General features: G+C 65.3%; 19 protein-coding genes and 2 tRNA genes. 14 read left to right on the forward strand and 7 right to left on the reverse strand.

What is annotated here, in order from left to right; genetic code table 11:
- Positions 1-87: 87 nt before the first annotated feature.
- Complete coding sequence (locus B0T44_RS06850; RefSeq protein WP_077115928.1) at positions 88-1077, forward strand: GlxA family transcriptional regulator; 990 nt, start codon at positions 88-90, stop codon at positions 1075-1077.
- 66 nt (positions 1078-1143) lie between these two features.
- Here B0T44_RS06850 and B0T44_RS06855 read toward each other — a convergent pair whose 3' ends face one another.
- The gene (locus B0T44_RS06855) at positions 1144-1482 is read right to left on the reverse strand and encodes a hypothetical protein (RefSeq protein WP_139347744.1); all 339 of its coding nucleotides are present in this window, start codon (positions 1480-1482) and stop codon (positions 1144-1146) included.
- Between the two features lie 273 nt (positions 1483-1755).
- Positions 1756-2154, reverse strand: coding sequence for an HNH endonuclease (locus tag B0T44_RS27890; RefSeq protein WP_254893661.1), 399 nt, complete (start codon positions 2152-2154; stop codon positions 1756-1758).
- Between B0T44_RS27890 and B0T44_RS27895 the strand changes: the two genes are divergently transcribed.
- The 3 genes from B0T44_RS27895 to B0T44_RS06870 all read left to right on the forward strand — a co-directional run bounded on the left by B0T44_RS27895 (position 2134) and on the right by B0T44_RS06870 (position 4130).
- A complete protein-coding gene (locus B0T44_RS27895) occupies positions 2134-2676 on the forward strand; it encodes a hypothetical protein (protein ID WP_254893662.1) in 543 nt (180 codons plus the stop codon). The two genes, B0T44_RS27890 and B0T44_RS27895, sit on opposite strands and share 21 nt — an antisense overlap.
- A 184-nt stretch (positions 2677-2860) precedes the next feature.
- On the forward strand, positions 2861-3466 hold the full coding sequence (locus B0T44_RS06865) for a ClpP family protease (protein WP_077115823.1): 606 nt from the start codon (positions 2861-2863) through the stop codon (positions 3464-3466).
- A 70-nt stretch (positions 3467-3536) separates the two neighbouring features.
- Positions 3537-4130, forward strand: a complete 594-nt coding sequence (locus tag B0T44_RS06870) for a ClpP family protease (protein WP_077115824.1) — start codon at positions 3537-3539, stop codon at positions 4128-4130.
- A 134-nt stretch (positions 4131-4264) separates the two neighbouring features.
- Here the strand turns inward: B0T44_RS06870 and B0T44_RS06875 are convergent, their stop codons facing one another.
- Positions 4265-4636 carry a helix-turn-helix domain-containing protein gene (locus B0T44_RS06875; protein ID WP_081511729.1) on the reverse strand — a complete coding sequence of 124 codons (372 nt, stop codon included), beginning with the start codon at positions 4634-4636 and terminating at the stop codon, positions 4265-4267.
- A gap of 417 nt (positions 4637-5053) precedes the next feature.
- Between B0T44_RS06875 and B0T44_RS06880 the strand changes: the two genes are divergently transcribed.
- The 3 genes from B0T44_RS06880 (at position 5054) to B0T44_RS06890 (ending at position 8944) form a co-directional block, all read left to right on the forward strand.
- A complete protein-coding gene (locus tag B0T44_RS06880; RefSeq protein ID WP_077115825.1) occupies positions 5054-5257 on the forward strand; it encodes a cold-shock protein in 204 nt (67 codons plus the stop codon).
- A 984-nt stretch (positions 5258-6241) separates the two neighbouring features.
- Complete coding sequence (gene serA / locus B0T44_RS06885; protein WP_077115826.1) at positions 6242-7840, forward strand: phosphoglycerate dehydrogenase; 1599 nt, start codon at positions 6242-6244, stop codon at positions 7838-7840.
- Positions 7841-7936: 96 nt separating this feature from the next.
- A complete protein-coding gene (locus tag B0T44_RS06890; protein ID WP_077115827.1) occupies positions 7937-8944 on the forward strand; it encodes a 3-isopropylmalate dehydrogenase in 1008 nt (335 codons plus the stop codon).
- Positions 8945-9058: 114 nt separating this feature from the next.
- On the opposite strand, the gene B0T44_RS06895 is transcribed toward B0T44_RS06890, so the two are convergent.
- Positions 9059-10192 (reverse strand): MFS transporter, encoded by a 1134-nt coding sequence (locus B0T44_RS06895; RefSeq protein ID WP_077115828.1) that lies wholly within the window; start codon positions 10190-10192, stop codon positions 9059-9061.
- Positions 10193-10482: 290 nt separating this feature from the next.
- Between B0T44_RS06895 and B0T44_RS06900 the strand changes: the two genes are divergently transcribed.
- The 4 genes from B0T44_RS06900 to B0T44_RS06915 all read left to right on the forward strand — a co-directional run bounded on the left by B0T44_RS06900 (position 10483) and on the right by B0T44_RS06915 (position 13279).
- Positions 10483-11247: a fumarylacetoacetate hydrolase family protein gene (locus B0T44_RS06900; protein WP_077115829.1), complete on the forward strand. Its 765-nt coding sequence runs from the start codon at positions 10483-10485 to the stop codon at positions 11245-11247.
- 13 nt (positions 11248-11260) lie between these two features.
- Positions 11261-12733, forward strand: coding sequence for a glutamate--tRNA ligase (gene gltX / locus B0T44_RS06905; protein ID WP_077115830.1), 1473 nt, complete (start codon positions 11261-11263; stop codon positions 12731-12733).
- A gap of 210 nt (positions 12734-12943) precedes the next feature.
- Positions 12944-13015 (forward strand) — tRNA-Gln (locus B0T44_RS06910).
- Positions 13016-13206: 191 nt separating this feature from the next.
- A tRNA-Glu gene (locus B0T44_RS06915) sits at positions 13207-13279 on the forward strand.
- 116 nt (positions 13280-13395) lie between these two features.
- Here the strand turns inward: B0T44_RS06915 and B0T44_RS06920 are convergent.
- Together B0T44_RS06920 and B0T44_RS06925 are read right to left on the reverse strand one after the other, a co-directional pair.
- Positions 13396-13917, reverse strand: a complete 522-nt coding sequence (locus B0T44_RS06920) for a pyridoxamine 5'-phosphate oxidase family protein (RefSeq protein ID WP_077115831.1) — start codon at positions 13915-13917, stop codon at positions 13396-13398.
- Positions 13918-13949: 32 nt separating this feature from the next.
- Positions 13950-14651, reverse strand: coding sequence for an IclR family transcriptional regulator (locus tag B0T44_RS06925; RefSeq protein WP_077115832.1), 702 nt, complete (start codon positions 14649-14651; stop codon positions 13950-13952).
- A gap of 190 nt (positions 14652-14841) precedes the next feature.
- Here B0T44_RS06925 and leuC point away from each other — a divergent pair, with 190 nt between their 5' ends.
- The 3 genes from leuC (at position 14842) to B0T44_RS06940 (ending at position 17730) form a co-directional block, all read left to right on the forward strand.
- Complete coding sequence (leuC, locus tag B0T44_RS06930) at positions 14842-16257, forward strand: 3-isopropylmalate dehydratase large subunit (protein WP_077115833.1); 1416 nt, start codon at positions 14842-14844, stop codon at positions 16255-16257.
- Between the two features lie 53 nt (positions 16258-16310).
- The gene (gene leuD, locus B0T44_RS06935; RefSeq protein WP_077115834.1) at positions 16311-16919 is read left to right on the forward strand and encodes a 3-isopropylmalate dehydratase small subunit; all 609 of its coding nucleotides are present in this window, start codon (positions 16311-16313) and stop codon (positions 16917-16919) included.
- Between the two features lie 157 nt (positions 16920-17076).
- The gene (locus B0T44_RS06940) at positions 17077-17730 is read left to right on the forward strand and encodes an HU family DNA-binding protein (RefSeq protein WP_077115835.1); all 654 of its coding nucleotides are present in this window, start codon (positions 17077-17079) and stop codon (positions 17728-17730) included.
- A gap of 173 nt (positions 17731-17903) precedes the next feature.
- Here the strand turns inward: B0T44_RS06940 and B0T44_RS06945 are convergent, their stop codons facing one another.
- The gene (locus B0T44_RS06945) at positions 17904-18863 is read right to left on the reverse strand and encodes an NUDIX hydrolase (RefSeq protein WP_077115836.1); all 960 of its coding nucleotides are present in this window, start codon (positions 18861-18863) and stop codon (positions 17904-17906) included.

An 18863-nucleotide genomic window follows, 5' to 3' on the forward strand; every position in this document is an offset into this window, starting at 1 on the left:
CGCTCGGCGAGCTACCCGTGCCAAGGCTATGCCGGAGGTTTGCTGTGCGTCAGTGTCGGATACGACATCTTCAGTACCATTCCCGACATGGAGGTTGGGATCTTCGTGGTGGACGGTGTGGCCGAATTCGGGCTTTCCGCTCTGCTCGAGACGTTCGGTACCGCCAACGCCGTGCGCGATACCGTCCCGTCGCCACCCCCACCGTGGCGGATACGAATCGTTTCCTTCGGCTCGAGTGTGCGCTCCAGCAGCGGTTTCACCGTCCCGACCGTCCCGCTGCCGGACTTGCCTGCACCCGACGGGTTCGCCGAACTCGACATGATGATCGTGCCTGCGGTCCGGGTGTTCGACGCGGCCCCGTTGATCGAACTGGTGTCGGCGCCGGAAAGCAAACCCGTGCTCGACGGTATCCGGCTGGCTCACCGATCCGGTGCGCATATCGCCGCCGCCTGCACCGGAACCTTCTTCCTGGCCGAGGCAGGCATTCTCGATGGCCTCCCGGCGACCACCAGCTGGTGGCTCGGCCCCACCTTCCGCCGCCGCTATCCCGCCATTGCCCTCGACGAATCCCGCACCCTGTGCCGAAGCGCCCGCGCCACGACCGCCGGCGCCGCCTTGTCCCACCTGGACCTGGCCCTGTCCCTGATACAAGTGGACAGCCCCGCCGTCGCCGAACTGGCCTCCCGGTATCTCGTTGTCGGCGACGGCAGAACCCAAGGCAACTACATCGTCACAGAAGTGGTCGCCCACGGTAATTCGCTTACCGCCGCCTTCGAACGATGGGTCCGCGCCCATCTCGGCGAACAGTTCCGCATCGCCGCCGTAGCCGGCGAACTAGGCGTCACCGAACGCAGTCTGCAACGCGCCACCCAGGCCGAACTCGGCATCTCACCCCGCGATTTCGTGAACAACATCCGCCTCGAACACGCCACCCACCTGCTGCGCACCACCCCCCTGACCCTGGAAGCGATAGCCGCCAAAGTGGGCTACCTCAACGCGGGGACTCTGCGCGGACTGGTACGGAAACGCCGGGGCATGTCGATCGCGGAACTGCGGACGTCGTCACTGACGTGGTGAGGCGCCGACCGACAACGGCCCGGCACTGCGTGGCGCACGTACCGAGCCGTTGTCGTGTCACGCGGTTCAGCTGCTGCCGAACACTCCGCGCGGCAGCACATGTCGCAGCAGCCAGCGGGCCCCGTCGTGGCCGTGCCGATGCCAGCTGCGGTGGTCGTCGCGATCCCAGCCGCGGTCCCAATCCCGGTCCCAGCCACGATCATGACGGTGCCGGTTGTGCCGGTGGTGGTCGTCCCAGTGGCGGTGGCCGGGCCGACTGATTTCGGTGACACCGGGCTCAGCCGGGGCCGGGGAGGCCGCCGCCGGAACCGCTACCGCCGCCAGCGGAACCACGGTCAAGGCACCGGCAACCGCGATACGGGCCGCTGCCCTGCGGAAGGGGGTAGATCTGTGTGGGGAGAACAATGTCGAATCCTTTCTCGTGAACCTGCGCAGGCCACCACAGCCGCTCCGGACGCCACCGCGCGTATCGGTCCGCGATACACAGCGCCGCAACGTCGTTGGAGTAGGGATGGTCGGCACGTAAACACTCTTGCTCAGTCGGGCGGCGACGTCATGGGGGAAAGCACCCATTTCGGGGAAGAATCAGCCTCGAGTATGACGATTCGTCATACTCAGCTGTATCTAGAGGAGCACGGAAACAGATTTCGGTCGGCTATCTTGCACCAACGCGGCGTGTCAGCTGGCCTCGAGGAAAGCAGCGAACCATGTTTCCAGGCGTTCACGTGACGGCCGGTCGCTACGGCGAGACGGTAGTGCCAACTTTCGCCCCGCCATATCGCGGAAGCCATACCGAACCATCGGGTTGTCGTCAGGATTCTGCAGTAGTTTCTCGCCGACGACGATGCGGTAGTCAGGTGAGATGCCGAGCAGGTTCGCATCGTAGGCGGCGTGGTGAATTTTGCACAAGCACAGGCCGTTCACCACTTCGGGAGTGCCCTGCTCCTCGCTGTCTGCGGTGATGTGCGCTGCGTCCAGCAGTTGTCGGTGGCCGAGGCTGCACACGCCGCATTTGTTGTCGTAGGCGAGAAGTACGCGTCCCCTGAACTCCGGCTGATGCAGCCGCTGCTTCTTCAATCGCTGCGCGTAGCTGCGTTCGATGGGATCGAGATGAAATGGGTCCTCGACGTCGAGCAGTTTCTCGTCCAGGGCGAGGATGAAGCGGCGGCGCTCGAGGTCATCGGATATCACGTAGACCGGGAACACCGGAACATACACTCCGGGCTGGAGCCATCGCAGCAGGATGATGGGGGACCGAAGCTCGAATGCTCGCCTGAGCTTGGTGTTGTCGCCTGCAGTGCTACCTTCTCGGTGGGAGTAAGCGAACATCGAATCGCCGATTTCGGCATCGGAGTACGGGCTGCCGGGCTTCGATACGATGGAGAGAGTTGCCGAGAGGTGACGCGGATTCCAGATCCCTCGATTTTGGTCGATAAGGCGGTGTACATCGTTGCCGACCGCGAACGCGGTGAGCTCATCCCGCGTCAACGTGCCCTTCTCGGCCATCTGGCGTGCGAGGTGATCGAAGATCATCTCTCGCAACTGGAGTTCCGCCCCGGTTTCCGCAAGTGGAGTGTTTCATCTTCACATCTGAAATGACCACTGCTGCGGGGTAACTCGTCTCCATACACCCCCGAGATTCGTCCTGGGAGACCCTAGCGTCGTTCACTGACCCGCTCCGGCTGTGTTTACTGAGGGCCAGTTCCGGGCGCGCTGCTGAGAGCAGATCCGCTCACAGCAGCACGCACTTCCGGTCGTCGTTCTGGTGGGGCACCGTGAAAACATGGCTCACGATGACAAAACCCCGCTGTTCGGTTGGCGGGCAAGGGAACAACTGCTGGCCCGGCGCATCCTTGTTCTGGATGGTCCGCTCGACGACGACAACGGCACCCTGCTGACCACTCAGCTGCTCACTCTTGCTGCCGAGGACGGCGAAGCTGGTATTTCGCTGTGGATTCACTCGCCGGGTGGTTCGGTTCCGGCCATGCTCGCTATTCGTGATGTCATGCGGTTGGTGCCCTGCTCGGTGTCGACTCTGGCTCTGGGCTTGGCGTGCAGTGCGGGGCAGTTCCTGCTTTCTTCTGGTAGTCGCGGTAAGCGTTTCGCGTTGCCGCATGCCCGGATTTTGATGCATCAGGGGTCGGCGGGGATCGGTGGTAGTGCTGTCGATGTCGAGGTTCAGGCCGACGACCTGCGCTACACGGTGGAAACGGTGCTCGGGCTGATCGCCGAGGACACCGGGCAGCCGTACGACCAGGTGTACGACGATTCCTTGCACGACCGCTGGTTCAACGCTACGCAGGCAAAGGAATACGGGTTCATCGACCATATCGTGGACGATTTCGCGCAGGTCGTCCCGCAGCGGCGGCGCGTCGGGATCTCCGCGTGAGCAGCGCCGTTCGCGCAGACGCATTTCGCAGAGTGCGGCCGAGAGTGCACTCGGGTCGAGGAGAGACAGCATGAGCACCTACACGATTCCCAATGTGATCGCCCAGCATCCGCGTGGCGAGCGGATCACCGATATCTATTCGCATCTGCTTGCCGAGCGGATCGTCTACCTCGGGACACCCATCGACTCCGGTGTCGCCAACGCGCTCATCGCGCAACTACTGCACCTGGAATCGGAGAGCCCCGGGCAGCAGATCGACTTCTACATCAACTGTGAGGGCGGCGACCTGCCATCCATGCTCGCGGTCTACGACACCATCCAGCACATCGGCGCGCCCGTGCACACCACCTGCGTGGGGCAGGCCATCGCGGTGGGCGCGGTCCTGCTCGCCGGCGGCGCCCCGGGGAATCGGTCGATGCTCCCGCACGCCCGGGTGGTCCTGCATCAGCCCGCGGCTCGGGGCCAGGGCGCCATCCCTGATCTGATTCTGCAGGCCGATGAGCTGGTGCGGATGCGGGCCGAGATCGAATCCATTCTGTCCCGGCACACCGGTCAGACGGTGGAACGGCTGCGGCACGACACCGATCGGGACCGGGTGTTCACCGCCAGGGCGGCCGTCGAGTACGGGCTGGTGGACCGAGTCTTGGCGCCGCGTGAAGTATGAGGAGCTGACCGCTGTCCGAAAACCCGCAGTTCAGCAGCGGGTAAGGCCGCTCGTCGTTCACCAGTCCTGACCTACACAAGGTGCTGCCGAGGGCGGCGGTTGTCTCGACTGAGCGCCGCCCTCGGCAGGTCGGGTCAGGCCGCGCGGAGTGTGAGGGTCGGCCTGGAAACGGGCCGAGAGGTCGCGGCGGGGCGACGGCGGGTACGTAGCTCGTCGGCCACCTGTCCGGTGAGCTGCCCTAATGTAGTGCCCAGGGCACCGGCCAACGCGGCGATCATCTCGCTCGACGGTTCTTTCCGGCCGCGTTCGACCTCGGAGAGGTATTGCGGGGAAATCCCCGCGCGCTCGGCAGTTTCGGCGAGCGTTTCGCCCTGCTCGCGGCGCAGCGTGCGCAATTGCCCGCCGAGCATTTCGCGCCACAGGGGTTCGGGCTCATCCGGCAGCTGCGGGTGCGGCCGATCGGTGCCGCCACCGGGAATCGCGTGGAGTCTGCGGGGCTCGGTCATGGTAGGAGCTTAGGCTCAGGCCAACGGATCGGACTCGGATTACGCTCCTGGCGTACACCCGCCCTGCGGTCTCGCTGGGGCGTTGCCGCCCGAGCGACCGAGTATGGAGCGCGTAGCCCGTCGTTTACGGCGGAGATAGTGCATCAGATGCGTGTCACACCAGTGCGGTTTTGTGTCGGGACATGGGGTCGAATGCGAACGTCACGGGTAGCGGCGAAGGCTCTGGCCATCAGACGGCATGCTTGCGGCATACCAGGGGAAGCAGCACGATCCACGGTCCGGCTCCGCGTTGGTTACCTCACAGTCACCCCATTTTGTTGTGGAGGAACTTCCCGGCTCGTGGCATCGTTGTCAGGGAGATCAGGCAATCGAACGTGATATGCCTGGCTCGTCTACAGGAAGTATGAAGTAAGTAACATGGCTCAAGGTAGCGTGAAGTGGTTCAACAGCGAGAAGGGCTTCGGCTTTATCGCGCAAGACGGAGGCGGGCCTGACGTCTTCGTGCATTACTCGGCGGTCTCCGGCTCGGGTTTCCGGACCCTCGAGGAAGGCCAGCGGGTGGAGTTCGAGATCGGCCAGGGCCAGAAGGGCCCCCAGGCTCAGGACGTTCGCACCATCTGAACAGAGTGACTTGGGCGAGCCCCCTGCACCGACAGCGGTGCGGGGGGCTCGTTGCGTCAGGGGGTAGATGGGGGCGGCGGCTCGAGGGGCACCGGCGGGCCGCGGCGACCGGTAGGGGTGCGGGCTGCCGCGAATGAACCGCAATCGCTGTCGAGGGCCGGCGACAGATAGCCAGGCGCGGCTGGTGGACCCGATGTTCGAGCTCGGCTCCAGGCACGTCGATGGGGGGCGACGACGTCGAGACCGTCGAGAAGGGAACGCAAGAGGCGGGAAGGCAGATGCCTCGACCGAGCCGGGGCAGTCGAAGGGGTGAATATGTTCCGCGAGCGGTCCAGGACCATTAACGAAACGATAAACAACGGATCACGGCCGGCAGCAGCGGGTGTTCCGGCCATGCCCTAGGAATTGGGGCGTGGAGAATATGCGTGGCTTCTGCTCCGCGAATGGCCAACAGGGGCCTCGGGGCGTGGGTAGGTCCGGCTGTGGCGAGGGGTGCGGCCCGCGTACCACCTCAATCGCCCTGATAGGAGCGGTATCTGGGTGGGCTCGATCACGACGTGGTGGTCGTTGTGGCCTACAGCACTATCGCGAACAATGCTGTAACCATATTCGATCGACCCTCGATGTTCTGTATGTAAACCAGCTCAACTGGGCTAACCGAAAGAGCGAGAGGTAAATAAATGATCCCCGTTATCATCGACACCGGTAGTGCCGCCGTGAACGGTCTTTTCGACACCCTGGGTGCCGCGCTCCACGGTCTGGTCAACACCCTGTGGACGGGCTCCTTCGGCGGCTGATCTCGGCCGGCAACCCCCTGCCCCGGGCTTCGCGCGGAGTCCGGGGCAGGTCTGTGTCTGCGGCAGGAAAGAACCCGCTCCGCGTACTGACGACAGGCGCCCTACCAGGGGGTAGCCAGTGGGGGAAAGTAAGGCAACTAAGCTTGGCCGAGGTAACTGCCGTCCCTTCCTTCCAGGAGTAACCCACGTGAGCCAAGCAGGCCGTCCTGTAGTTCTGATCGCCGACAAGCTCGCCCAGTCGACCGTCGACGCGCTCGGTGACGGTGTCGAGGTCCGTTGGGTAGACGGCCCGGACCGGCCGGCGTTGCTGGCCGCCGTTCCTGAGGCCGATGCACTGCTGGTCCGCTCGGCCACCACCGTCGACGCCGAGGTGCTCGAAGCGGGCAAGAACCTGAAGATCGTGGCGCGCGCAGGCGTCGGCCTGGACAACGTGGACGTGCCCGCCGCTACCGAGCGCGGCGTCCTCGTGGTCAACGCGCCCACCTCCAATATCCACACCGCCGCCGAGCACGCGGTCACTCTGCTGCTGGCCGCCGCACGCCAGATCCCGGCCGCCGACACCACCCTGCGTGAGCGCACCTGGAAGCGCAGCAAGTTCAACGGTGTCGAGATCTTCGACAAAACCGTCGGCGTGATCGGCCTCGGCCGGATCGGTCAGTTGTTCGCAGCTCGCCTTGCCGCGTTCGAAACCAAGATCGTCGCCTACGACCCCTATGTGTCCCCGGCCCGCGCCGCGCAGCTCGGTATCGAACTGCTCAGCCTGGACGAGGTGCTGGAGCGCGCCGACCTGATCTCCATCCACCTGCCCAAGACCCCGGAGACCAAGGGGTTGATCGGCAAGGAGGCGATCGCCAAGACCAAGCCGGGCGTGATCATCGTCAACGCTGCGCGGGGTGGGCTGGTCGACGAGGCCGCGCTGGCCGAAGCGATCAAGTCCGGTCATGTCCGTGCCGCCGGTATCGACGTCTACGAGACCGAGCCATGCACCGACAGTCCGCTGTTCGACCTGCCGCAGGTCGTGGTGACCCCGCACCTGGGTGCCTCCACCGCCGAGGCGCAGGACCGGGCGGGCACCGATGTCGCGAAGTCGGTGCTGTTGGCGCTGTCCGGTGAGTTCGTTCCCGGCGCGGTGAACGTCACCGGTGGCGCGGTGAGCGACGAGGTGGCGCCGTGGCTGGACATCGTGCGCAAGCAGGGTGTGCTGCTGGGCGCGCTGTCGGACGAGCTGCCGGTGAGCCTGGAGATCCAGGTGCGCGGTGAGCTGGCCTCCGACGAGGTCGGCGTGCTGGAGCTTTCGGCGCTGCGCGGCGTGTTCTCCGAGCATGTGGAGGATCAGGTGACTTTCGTCAACGCACCGGCGTTGGCCACCGAGCGCGGTATCACCACCGAGGTCACCACAGCATCGGAGAGCCCGAGCCACCGTAGTGTGGTCGATCTGCGTGCGGTGTTCGGCGATGGTCGCACCTTGAACGTGGCGGGCACCCTGACCGAACCGCAGCAGGTCGAGAAGATCGTCAACATCAACGGCCGCAACTACGATATGCGTGCCGAGGGCCTGAACTTGGCGGTGCTGAACTACGCGGACCGGCCGGGCGCGCTGGGCAAGATCGGCACCAAGCTCGGCGAGGCCGACGTCGACATCCTGGCCGCTCAGCTCACTCAGGACGTCGACAAGGAAGGCGCCACTGTGATTCTGCGGGTCAACCGCGAGGTTCCGGCGGATGTGCAGTCCGCGATCGCCGATGCCGTCGGAGCCACCAAGGTCGTGCTGGTCGACCTGTTCTGATCTCGCGAACCGCGGCGCACCTGTTGATCCGGGTGCGCCGCGGTGTTGCGCGGGTCGGTTGAACTCGAACATTGCTGTCGTGAAAGCGTGGTTGTTATGAAGCTTGCTGTCATCCCCGGCGACGGGATCGGGCCGGAGGTCATCGCCGAGGCGCTCAAAGTCCTCGACGTGGTCGCACCCGGTGTAGCGAAGACCGAATACGATCTGGGCGCCAAGCGCTACCACGCTACCGGCGAGGTGCTGCCCGATTCGGTGCTGCCCGAGCTGAAACAGCACGACGCCATCCTGCTCGGCGCGATCGGCGACCCGTCGGTGCCCAGCGGTCTGCTCGAGCGCGGCCTGCTGCTGCACACCCGGTTCGCCCTCGATCACCACGTGAACCTGCGGCCGTCCAAGCTGTTCCCCGGCGTCACCAGTCCGCTCTCGGGTAACCCGGAGATCGACTTCGTCGTGGTCCGGGAAGGCACCGAAGGCCCCTACACCGGCACTGGCGGCGCGATCCGTGTCGGCACCCCGCACGAGGTGGCCACCGAGGTCAGCACCAACACTCGTTTCGGTGTCGAACGGGTCGTCCGCTACGCGTTCGCCAAGGCGCAGGCCCGCCGCAAGCATCTCACCCTGGTGCACAAAACCAATGTGCTTTCCTTCGCCGGTTCGCTGTGGCAGCGCACGGTCGACGAGGTCGGCGCCGAGTTCCCCGATGTCGAGGTCGCCTACCAGCACATCGACGCGGCCACCATCCACATGGTCAACGATCCCGGGCGTTTCGACGTGATCGTCACCGACAACTTGTTCGGCGATATCATCACCGACCTCGCCGCCGCCGTCAGTGGCGGTATCGGCCTGGCCGCCAGCGGCAATATCGATGCCTCCCGCACCAACCCGAGCATGTTCGAACCGGTGCACGGCAGCGCCCCCGATATCGCGGGCCAGTCCAAGGCCGACCCGACCGCCGCCATCCTGTCGGTCTCGCTGCTGCTCGAACACCTCGGCAACAGCGAAGCCGCCGCCCGGATCGAGACCGCCGTCGCCAAGGACCTGACCACCCGCACCGGTCCGGCTTCCACCGTGGAAATCGGCGACCGTATCGCTGCCGCCGTCTGATCCAGAGCGACGCTGCTGACACCGGCGCCCAGGACCATTGTGGCGGCCGGTGTGCGATACCGGCTGCGTCGACCCGACGGCTGCCGAGTGATGGCAGCTTCCGGCGTGACGGGTTTATCGCGCGGGGTCGGCTGGGACCAATGGGATGGCGATGACCGCGAGGAAGGCGGCCAGCAGGTAGGCGGCGGGGAAACCGGCGACGGTGATGAGCGCGCCGAACACCGGTGGGACCGCCGCCATGGCGAGGTTCTGGCCGGTGTTCTGGATACCGAGGCCGCGGCCGCTCCAATAGGGGCCGGCGATTTCGGCGACCGCGGTGAAGGCGAGGCCGTTGTCGGAGACGGTGACCACCGAGGCGATCAGCAGCAGCGGGATGGCGGCCCACCACCATTGGGTCCATGCGGTAAGGGCGAGTGCGGCCATACTCGTCACCGCTGCGATGGCGACGATGCGCAGTGGTCCCATCCGGCTGCCGACTCGGTCCGACCATGCGCCTGCACCGATGCGTCCCAGTGCGCCGAGCAGTTGGGTTGCTGTGACGAGCGCTCCCGCGGCGGGGAGCGACCAGCCGATATCGCGGTGCAACCACAGCAGCGCAAAGGTCCACACCGTGCCCTGGGGGATCACGAGCAGGATCGAGACGCCGTGGATGCGCCAGAGCGTAGCGGCCCCGCGATAGGGATTCGCCCGGTCGGCGGCCGCACCGGTGGGCCGCGGCGGATCGACGATCCCGAACAGGCAGCCCACCGCCGCCACTGCGGCCATCAGTGCGGGCACCAGAATCGCGGACGCGACACCGTACTCCGATGCCGCCGCCGGTATCGCCATGGCGCCGACGCCGACACCGAGTGGCTGCGCGGTCTGCCGGATGCCCATGGCGAGCCCGCGCCGCCGCGGCGGGAACCAGCCGACGATGACGCGGCCGCTGGCGCCGTTGGTGCTCGCCGCCCCGACTCCGCCGAGGAACAGTAGCGCGCCCAGCGCGGGATAGTTCGTTGTCATGGCGGCTCCCGCGCCCGCGGCCGCCATCAGCAGCGGCCCGGCCACCAGTACCGTGCGTTCCCCGACCCGGTCGACCAGATAGCCCCATGCGATGAGCGTGCAGACCAGGCCGATGGTCGGCATCGCGACCAGCAGACCTGCCGTGGCCAGTGGCATACCGCGGTCGGTCAGCGCGGGCAGCAGGAACGGGACGCCGTGCACGAACACTGCGCTCGCCGCCTGTGCGAAAACGCCGAGACCGAGCATTGCCCAGCGCCGTGACGGTGTGGTGCGGCGTGCGGTAACCCGCCCTGACGACGGTTCGTCGTCTCGTTCGGTGGCAGCCGCGTGTGATGATTCGGCCATCGACACTCACTCCGTATCTCATAATATGGGACATGAATCTCATTCAATGAGTCACGGCCATCACGGTACACCCGCTCGGCGGCCGCAGGGGCGCTACCGCAGGGGAGCGGGTGGGGCGGTGGGGCACACTACGAATTCGTACCGCCCGGTCGGGCGCGTTCGGGCAGGTGGCGGCCGATAGACTGCCGGGCATGCGTCTAGGTCGAGTTGCCAGTCCGGATGGAGTCGCGTTCGTCAGCATCGAAGGCGGCGAGGTCGCCAAGGAGATCGCCGAACACCCCTTCGGCACTCCGACGTTCACCGGGCGGAGCTGGCCGCTGGCCGATGTCCGCCTGCTCGCCCCGATCCTCGCCAGCAAGGTGATCTGCGTCGGTAAGAACTATGCCGCGCACGCCGCGGAAATGGGCGGCGTAGCGCCCGAGGAACCGGTGATCTTCATGAAGCCGAGCACGTCGATCATCGGACCCAATGCCCCTATCCTGTTGCCACCCAACTCTTCCCAGGTCGATTACGAGGGTGAGCTGGCCGTGGTGATCGGCCGTCCCTGCAAAGACGTGCCCGCCGCCCGCGCCAAGGACGTCGTGCTCGGCTACACCGTCGCCAACGATGTCACCGCGCGCGATCAGCAGAAGCAGGACGGACAGTGGACCAGGGCCAAGGGATACGACACCTTCTGCCCGCTCGGCCCCTGGATCGAAACCACTGCCGACCCAGCGGATCTGGAGATCGTCACCGAACTCGACGGCGAGGTCCGCCAGCGCAGCAACACCTCGTTGCTGCTGCACGATATTCCCGCGCTCATCGAATGGGTTTCTGCTGTGATGACCTTGCTGCCGGGCGATGTCATCCTCACCGGGACCCCCGAGGGCGTCGGTCCGATGAACTCGGGACAAAACGTGTCGGTGACCGTGTCCGGTATCGGTACGCTGACCAACCCCGTTGCCGCCAAACGCTGATCGAAAGAGAGCCATGACTGAAGTACGGGTCCGATTCTGCCCGTCACCGACCGGAACGCCGCATGTCGGCCTGATCCGGACTGCCCTGTTCAACTGGGCCTACGCCCGCCACCACGGCGGCACGTTCGTCTTCCGCATCGAAGACACCGACGCAGCTCGCGATTCCGAAGAGTCGTACCAGGCGCTGCTGGACGCGCTGCGCTGGCTCGGCCTGTCCTGGGACGAAGGCCCGGAGGTCGGCGGGCCCTACGGCCCGTACCGGCAGTCGCAGCGGCGGGAGCTGTACCTGAATGTGGTGCGCAAGCTGGTCGAGGCGGGTGAGGCCTACGAATCGTTCTCCACCCCGGAAGAAGTGGAGGCGCGGCACCGGGCGGCGGGCCGCGACCCCAAACTCGGTTACGACAACTACGACCGCGATCTGACGCCTGAGCAGATCGCGGCCTACCGCGAGGCGGGCCGCCCGGCGGTGATCCGGCTGCGGATGCCCGATACCGAGTTGGTCTGGGACGATCTGGTGCGCGGTGAAACCACCTTCCCGGCGAGAAGTGTGCCGGACTTCGCGCTCACCCGCGGCAGCGGTGAGCCGCTCTACACACTGGTCAATCCGGTGGACGACGCGATGATGCGGATCACCCATGTTCTGCGCGGGGAGGACCTGCTGTCGTCCACGCCACGTCAGCTCGCGTTGTATGCGGCATTACGGCGGATCGGGGTCGCCGAATTCACGCCGGAATTCGGTCATCTGCCCTTCGTGATGGGTCAGGGCAACAAGAAGCTGTCCAAGCGCGACCCCGAGTCGAACCTGTTCGCTCACCGCGACCGGGGTTTCATTCCCGAGGGTTTGCTGAATTATCTGGCTCTGCTCGGCTGGAGCATCTCCGATGACCGCGATGTGTTCTCGATGTCGGAGATGGTAGCGGCGTTCGATATTTCGAAAGTTAATTCGAATCCGGCTCGTTTCGATCAGAAGAAGGCCGATGCGCTGAATGCCGAGCACATCAGGTTGCTGGACCCCGCGGATTTCGCGCAGCGGCTGCGTGAATACCTCACTCAGCACGATCGTATCGGCGCCGAAATCGACGAGCGGGTGTTTGCTGCCGCGGCCGAACTCGTACAGACCCGGATTGTGGTGCTATCCGATGCCTGGGACCTGCTGCGTTTCCTTTTTGCGCCCGCCGATGAGTTCGCGATCGATCCCGCTGCCGGGGCCAAGAATTTGGGCCCGGACGCACAGCCGGTATTGGATGCTGCTATTACCGCTTTGACGGGGTTGACGACCTGGGAGCATGGCGGTATCGAGGATGCGTTGAAATCCGCGCTGATCGATGATCTGGGCCTGAAACCGCGTAAAGCTTTCGCGCCGGTGCGCGTGGGAGCGACCGGCTCGCATATCAGCCCGCCGCTGTTCGAATCGCTGGAACTACTCGGCCGCGACCTGACGCTGCAGCGGCTGCGCGCCGCTCGGGAATGGCAGGCGCCGAACTGAGCGAGGACGCGCGGGTTGCGGACCGGCGGTCCCGGTCGGTTCGCCGCCCGCGCCTGCCCGCACTGCGGGCGGCGAACCGGGCGGGTATCAGCTGATTCATGCCATCTGACCAGGCGATTTGTAGTTTACGGGTAGGCTTTTGGTAATCTTCTTCTCGGCCAGGAACGCGGTACTGCCTCACCCAGCGGTGGGACCGAAAGCTCAGGTCATTGGGGTATGGTGTAATTGGCAACACAGCTGATTCTGGTTCAGCCATTCTAGGTTCGAGTCCTGGTACCCCAGCGGAGACTGCTCTCGGCTTTCGACTCATATCCGCGCTCGGGTCTGACGAGAAACCCTCCCGGTAGCGGGATGGTCGGCCAGTGCACATCCTGGCGATTTGGTCGCCGAGCTCCGGTCGGTTACGCTAGCCGAGCTTCGAATGATCGAAAGCCACCGGATCCGCCCCAACCAGGGGTGATCCAACAAGTCCTGGCCCCGTCGTCTAGCGGCCTAGGACGCCGCCCTCTCAAGGCGGTAGCGCGGGTTCGAATCCCGTCGGGGCTACTGTGCAGAACCCCCGGTCAGCTGACCGGGGGTTTTCTCGTTCTGTGGGCTGGATCAGGCGCCGAGACAACCGTCGTTGCGGATGTGGCGTTCGTTACGGGTGCTCGGCCGCGAGATCAATCCAAGGCACCCGCCGTCGACCCGCTCAACGGCATCTCCGGCAGCCCCAGCTTGCGGTGGTCCCAGCTGCGCACCCGTTCCGGCACCACCTGCACCGCGACGCGTTTGTTCAGCATCGCCTCCACCATCGGCCGCATCTCCTCGGTGTAAGGTCCGGTGTAGCGCTCCCATACGCTCACCCCGACCGCGAACAGTTTCTCGGGGTCGTCGATGATCTCCGCGCGACCCTCGATCGCTACGCCGCGCAAGGTGTCATAGGTCTGACCGGCCTCCACCATGCAGGTCACCCGTGGATCGCGGCGCAGATTCACCGCCTTCTGCGATTTCGCCTTCGTCTCGAACCACAGTTCCGGCATCGCCGCATCGCCTGCACCGTCGAGCAGCGCATACCACATAGCGGTGAGATGCGGCACACCCGTAGCACCGATGGTCGCCAGGGTGGCGACGCGGCTACGGGTCAGGAAATCGGTGATCTCGGCCTCGGTCATCACGATCTGCGACCGTTGGTTAACTCCCATGCGGCAACTGTAGTGAGGGCGCCCGCCCCCGCTTACAAGCGCCGGTGCAGCGCGTCCGCGGCAGCCACCAGGTCCGCGGCCCAGCGTGCGCCCGGCCTGCGTCCCATCCGATCGATCGGTCCGGATACCGAGACGGCGGCCACCACCGCGCCGTTCGCGTCGCGCACCGGAGCCGAGACGCTGGCAACCCCGGCCGCCCGTTCCGCGGCGCTCTGCGCCCAACCGCGTTTACGCACCTCGGCCAGGACCCGTTCACCGAAGACTGCCTCGGGCAGAACACTGCGCTGTAACTCCGGATCGGCCCAGGCCAGCAGCACCTTCGCTGCGGATCCCGCGCTCAGGGGCAGCCGAGAGCCGACCGGAACGGTATCGCGCAGCCCGGCGGGCGGCTCCAACGCCACTACACAGACCCGAGAGTGACCGTCCCGGACGTAGAGCTGGACGCTCTCGCCGGTGATCTCGCGGAGGCGGGGGAGAATGGCCGCCGCGGCTTCGTGTAGCGGATCGGTGGCGCCTGCGGCGAGTTCGGCCAGGGCGGGGCCCGGTCGCCAGGAGCCGCCGTTTTCCCTGGTCAACAGCCGGTGCACCTCGAGCCCGACGGCAAGCCGGTGCGCGGTGGCGCGGGGTAGGCCGGTGCGCTCGCAGAGTTCGGTGAGACCACACGGCTGCTCGGCGACCGCATACAGCACTGCCACCGCTTTGTCCAGAACGCCGATACCGCTATGCTGTCTCATAGAACGATATTAGCGTCTCGTATGTTGGGATGGCTACTCCGGTCGAGGCTCCTGCGGTGGGCTGAGCCTTTACCGGTATCCGAACCGACGAAAACCGGGCGCAGGAATTCCATCTCGTCGCGCACCCGGTCGCCGCCAGCCCGCTGCGGTATGAACCGGATGCCAGAGCCCCCCGAAAGGTGATCGAACAATGGCACGCACGCTGGCCGAGAAGGTGTGGGAACAACATGTTGTGGCCCGTGGTGAAGGCGACGGGGACGCACGCGAACCCGACCTGATCTATATCGACCTGCATCTGGTGCACGAAGTGACCAGCCCGCAGGCGTTCGACGGCCTGCGTGCGGCCGGCCGTCCGGTGCGCAGGCCGGACCTGACCATCGCCACCGAGGATCACAACGTCCCGACCATCGATATCGATCGGCCCATCGCCGACCCGATCTCGCGCACCCAGGTCGAAACCCTGCGGCGCAACTGCGCAGAATTCGGTGTCCGGCTGCACCCCATGGGCGATCTGGAACAGGGGATCGTGCACGTGGTCGGCCCGCAGCTCGGCCTGACCCAGCCCGGTATGACTGTGGTGTGCGGCGACAGCCACACCTCCACCCACGGCGCGTTCGGCGCCCTGGCCATGGGAATCGGCACCAGCGAGGTCGAACACGTGCTGGCCACCCAGACCTTGTCGTTGCGCCCGTTCAAGACGATGGCGATCACCGTGGACGGGGTGCTGCCGCCCGGGGTCACCAGCAAGGATCTGATTCTGGCCGTGATCGCCCAGATCGGTACCGGCGGCGGTCAGGGCTATGTGCTGGAGTATCGCGGCGAGGCCATTCGCGCCATGTCCATGGAGGCGCGAATGACGATATGCAACATGTCCATCGAGGCGGGCGCAAGGGCGGGCATGATCGCCCCCGACGAGACCACCTACGAGTTCCTGAAGGGCCGTCCGCACGCACCGCAGGGCGCGGACTGGGACGCCGCGGTCGCCGCCTGGGATGCGTTGAAGACCGATGAAGACGCCGTTTTCGACGCCGAAGTCCATATCGACGCGAGCACGCTGACCCCGTTCGTCACCTGGGGCACCAACCCGGGCCAGGGCGCGCCGCTGGGCGATCGAGTGCCCGATCCGGCCCAGATCGCCGACGAGACAGCCCGCGAGTCCGCGGAGAAAGCACTGCGGTATATGGATTTGACGCCGGGAACTCCACTGCGTGAGGTCGCCGTGGATACCGTATTCGTCGGTTCGTGCACGAACGGGCGTATCGAGGATTTGCGCGCCGTCGCCGATATTTTGCAGGGCCGCCGCGTCGCCGACGGGGTGCGAATGCTCGTCGTACCGGGATCTATGCGGGTTCGGGCGCAGGCAGAAAAAGAAGGACTCGGTGAAATCTTTACCGCCGCCGGCGCCGAATGGCGGCAGGCCGGTTGCTCGATGTGCCTGGGAATGAATCCGGACCAGCTCGAACCCGGCCAGCGCTGTGCGTCCACCTCGAACCGCAACTTCGAGGGCAGGCAGGGCAAAGGCGGCCGGACCCACCTGGTGTCCCCGCCGGTAGCTGCCGCGACAGCGGTCCGTGGAACTCTGTCCTCGCCTGCGGATCTGGTCTGACCCGCGAGTAAGTCTTCCCGAGACCGACACATATACCCGATCAGGAGAAACTCATGCAGGCATTCACTGTGCACACCGGGATCGGTGTTCCGCTGCGCCGATCCAACGTCGACACCGATCAGATCATCCCGGCCGTCTATCTGAAGCGAGTGACTCGAACAGGATTCGAAGACGGGCTCTTCGCAGCGTGGCGAAGTGACCCGGAGTTCATTCTGAACACCGAACCATACAAGCGGGGAACCGTGCTGGTGGCGGGTCCGGATTTCGGTACCGGTTCTTCTCGTGAGCATGCTGTCTGGGCTCTGTCGGACTATGGCTTTCGGGTAGTTATCTCCTCGCGATTCGCCGACATCTTCCGTGGCAATGCGGGTAAGGGTGGACTGTTGGCCGCTCGTATGTCACAGAATGATGTCGAAATGCTCTGGAAGTTGCTCGAGGAACAGCCCGGACTGGAATTGGTTGTGGATCTCGAGGCGCGTACGGTGACCGCGGGAACCATCGTGTTGCCGTTCGATATTGATGACTACACCAGGTGGCGGCTACTGGAGGGTTTGGACGACATCGGCCTGACCCTGCGGCGAAGCGACGTGATCGCCGAGTTCGAAAAGACAAGGCCAGGTTGGAAACCCACCACGCTTCCGGCGCCTATTTCGCAGACGTAATCACCCCGACAGCGTTAGCTGAGTACCGGGCAGGCCGGTAGCTGTACGTGTGCTAAACCACATGAATTTTGGCGTGGCACATAGACTCTTGCCCAATGTGGGTTTACCGTGGTACCTAGTCGGTCCGACGACGGGCCATTAGTCTGCGGAGGATTCAATGAACAAGGCGGAACTGATCGACGTTCTGACCGAAAAGTTGGGTACTGACAGGCGCACGGCTACCGCGGCAGTCGAGCATGTGGTCGACACCATCGTGCGCGCAGTGTACAAGGGTCAGAGTGTCACCATCACCGGATTCGGTGTGTTCGAACAGCGCAAGCGTGCCGCTCGGGTCGCACGGAACCCACGCACCGGCGAAACGGTCAAAGTTAAGCCGACTTCGGTGCCTGCGTTCCGGCCCGGTGCTCAGTTCAAGGCGGTTATCGCCGGTAAACAGAAGTTGGCTCCCACCGGCCCCGCTGTGAAACGTGGCGTCAATGCACCGGTTGCGGCGAAGAAAACGGCTGCGAAGAAGACGGCAGCCAAAAAGGCCGCTGCGAAGAAGGCTGCTGCCACCAAGGCTCCGGCAAAAACCACGGTGCGCAAGGCAGCGACCAAGGCGCCTGCGAAGAGCACCACCCGTAAATCGACTACCAGCAAGACGGCCGCCAAGAAGGCACCTGCGAAGAAGACGACCACTGCGGCCAAGACCACGGCTGCGAAGAAGGCCCCCGCGAAGAAGGCTACCGCCACCGCGAAGAAGACCACGGCCAAAAAGGCCCCCGCGAAGAAGACTGCGGCCAAGAAGACCGCGGCTCGCCGCACCCGCTGACCTCCGCGGTCCACGCCGGCTTCTGGCTGACGTCGCGCGCTGACCGCCGCAACGGGTGACCACGGGTCGCCCAGCAGATACCGGACGAACAACGGCCCCGGGGGCATCCCGGGGCCGTTTGATCACCCATCACCGCGGCGTGCTCACTCGCCGCGTTTTTGTTCTGCCGTCTTTCAGTTCTGCACTGCCGTAGCGGGCACCACGTCGATCGACAGCGACCGGTCGAGATGATCGGCGGACACCAGCCGCCCGTCGGCGAACGACAGCACCCACACACTGCCCTTGCGGTTGCGTGCGGGCGGAAGCACCACCCCATCACGCTCGGCCCACCAGTTCAGCAGATCCGGAATCACCTTGCCCTGGCTGCACAGCACCCGGACGCTGTGCTCCGGTACGAGTTCCAGCGCCCGCTGCCGCGCCGCATCCGGATCGGCGGCATACCTCTGCTCCGACAGCAGCGGCTCCAACCCGATGTCGACACCCAGCTGCTCGGCCAGCGGAGCAACGGTCTGCACACAGCGCAGCGGGTCGGCGGAGAACACCTCCTGTGCCCCGAACGCCAGCAGATTCGGCGTCAGAATCTCAGCCTGGGTGCGGCCCGCCGATTCCAACGGCCGCTGGGAATCCGGTCCGCTGAATCTGTCCCGGCGGCCCGCTTTCGCATGCCGCACCAGCAGCAGTGTGCTGGTGACGGCGGGTAGGCGGGCGAACGTGCGCACGATCTGCCGGTCCATCGGATACGACAGGGCCTCCATGACCTGATCCAGCGGTTGCCAGGTCAGTTGGTCGACCTCGACATTGGCGTTGAATTCGCCGCCGACCACTTCGGCGGCCCAATAATCGACGCGTTTGAGCTTGCGGTGCCCGGGGATCGGATAGGTCACCTTGCCGAGGTAACGGCCGAGCCGGCAACGCAGGCCTGTCTCCTCTTCGGTTTCGCGGACCGCGGTGAGCACTGGAGTCTCCCCCGGATCGAGTTTGCCTTTGGGTAGCGACCAGTCCTCGTATTTGGGCCGGTGCACGACGGCTATTTCGATCCCCCCAGCGGGCGTCTGTCGCCACAGCACTGCCCCCGCGGCGTGGATATTGGCTTTCACCTGTGGATCACGCAATGTCGTTGCTTTGCTGTGCAT

It is taken from the genome of Nocardia donostiensis (assembly GCF_002081715.1).
Lineage (GTDB): Bacteria > Actinomycetota > Actinomycetes > Mycobacteriales > Mycobacteriaceae > Nocardia > Nocardia donostiensis.

Bases quoted from the DNA above. Each gene is read 5' to 3' on its own strand.
- gltX (WP_077115830.1), top strand. From the start codon at position 11,261: ATGACTGAAGTACGGGTCCGATTCTGCCCGTCACCGACCGGAACGCCG.
- B0T44_RS06890 (WP_077115827.1), top strand. From the start codon at position 7,937: ATGAAGCTTGCTGTCATCCCCGGCGACGGGATCGGGCCGGAGGTCATC.
- B0T44_RS06880 (WP_077115825.1), top strand. From the start codon at position 5,054: ATGGCTCAAGGTAGCGTGAAGTGGTTCAACAGCGAGAAGGGCTTCGGC.
- B0T44_RS06870 (WP_077115824.1), top strand. From the start codon at position 3,537: ATGAGCACCTACACGATTCCCAATGTGATCGCCCAGCATCCGCGTGGC.
- B0T44_RS06875 (WP_081511729.1), bottom strand. From the start codon at position 4,636: ATGACCGAGCCCCGCAGACTCCACGCGATTCCCGGTGGCGGCACCGAT.
- B0T44_RS06865 (WP_077115823.1), top strand. From the start codon at position 2,861: ATGGCTCACGATGACAAAACCCCGCTGTTCGGTTGGCGGGCAAGGGAA.
- leuD (WP_077115834.1), top strand. From the start codon at position 16,311: ATGCAGGCATTCACTGTGCACACCGGGATCGGTGTTCCGCTGCGCCGA.
- leuC (WP_077115833.1), top strand. From the start codon at position 14,842: ATGGCACGCACGCTGGCCGAGAAGGTGTGGGAACAACATGTTGTGGCC.
- B0T44_RS06945 (WP_077115836.1), bottom strand. From the start codon at position 18,863: ATGCACAGCAAAGCAACGACATTGCGTGATCCACAGGTGAAAGCCAAT.
- B0T44_RS06925 (WP_077115832.1), bottom strand. From the start codon at position 14,651: ATGAGACAGCATAGCGGTATCGGCGTTCTGGACAAAGCGGTGGCAGTG.
- B0T44_RS06900 (WP_077115829.1), top strand. From the start codon at position 10,483: ATGCGTCTAGGTCGAGTTGCCAGTCCGGATGGAGTCGCGTTCGTCAGC.
- B0T44_RS06895 (WP_077115828.1), bottom strand. From the start codon at position 10,192: ATGCTCGGTCTCGGCGTTTTCGCACAGGCGGCGAGCGCAGTGTTCGTG.
- B0T44_RS06850 (WP_077115928.1), top strand. From the start codon at position 88: ATGGAGGTTGGGATCTTCGTGGTGGACGGTGTGGCCGAATTCGGGCTT.
- B0T44_RS06940 (WP_077115835.1), top strand. From the start codon at position 17,077: ATGAACAAGGCGGAACTGATCGACGTTCTGACCGAAAAGTTGGGTACT.
- B0T44_RS27895 (WP_254893662.1), top strand. From the start codon at position 2,134: ATGCAGCCGCTGCTTCTTCAATCGCTGCGCGTAGCTGCGTTCGATGGG.
- B0T44_RS06920 (WP_077115831.1), bottom strand. From the start codon at position 13,917: ATGGGAGTTAACCAACGGTCGCAGATCGTGATGACCGAGGCCGAGATC.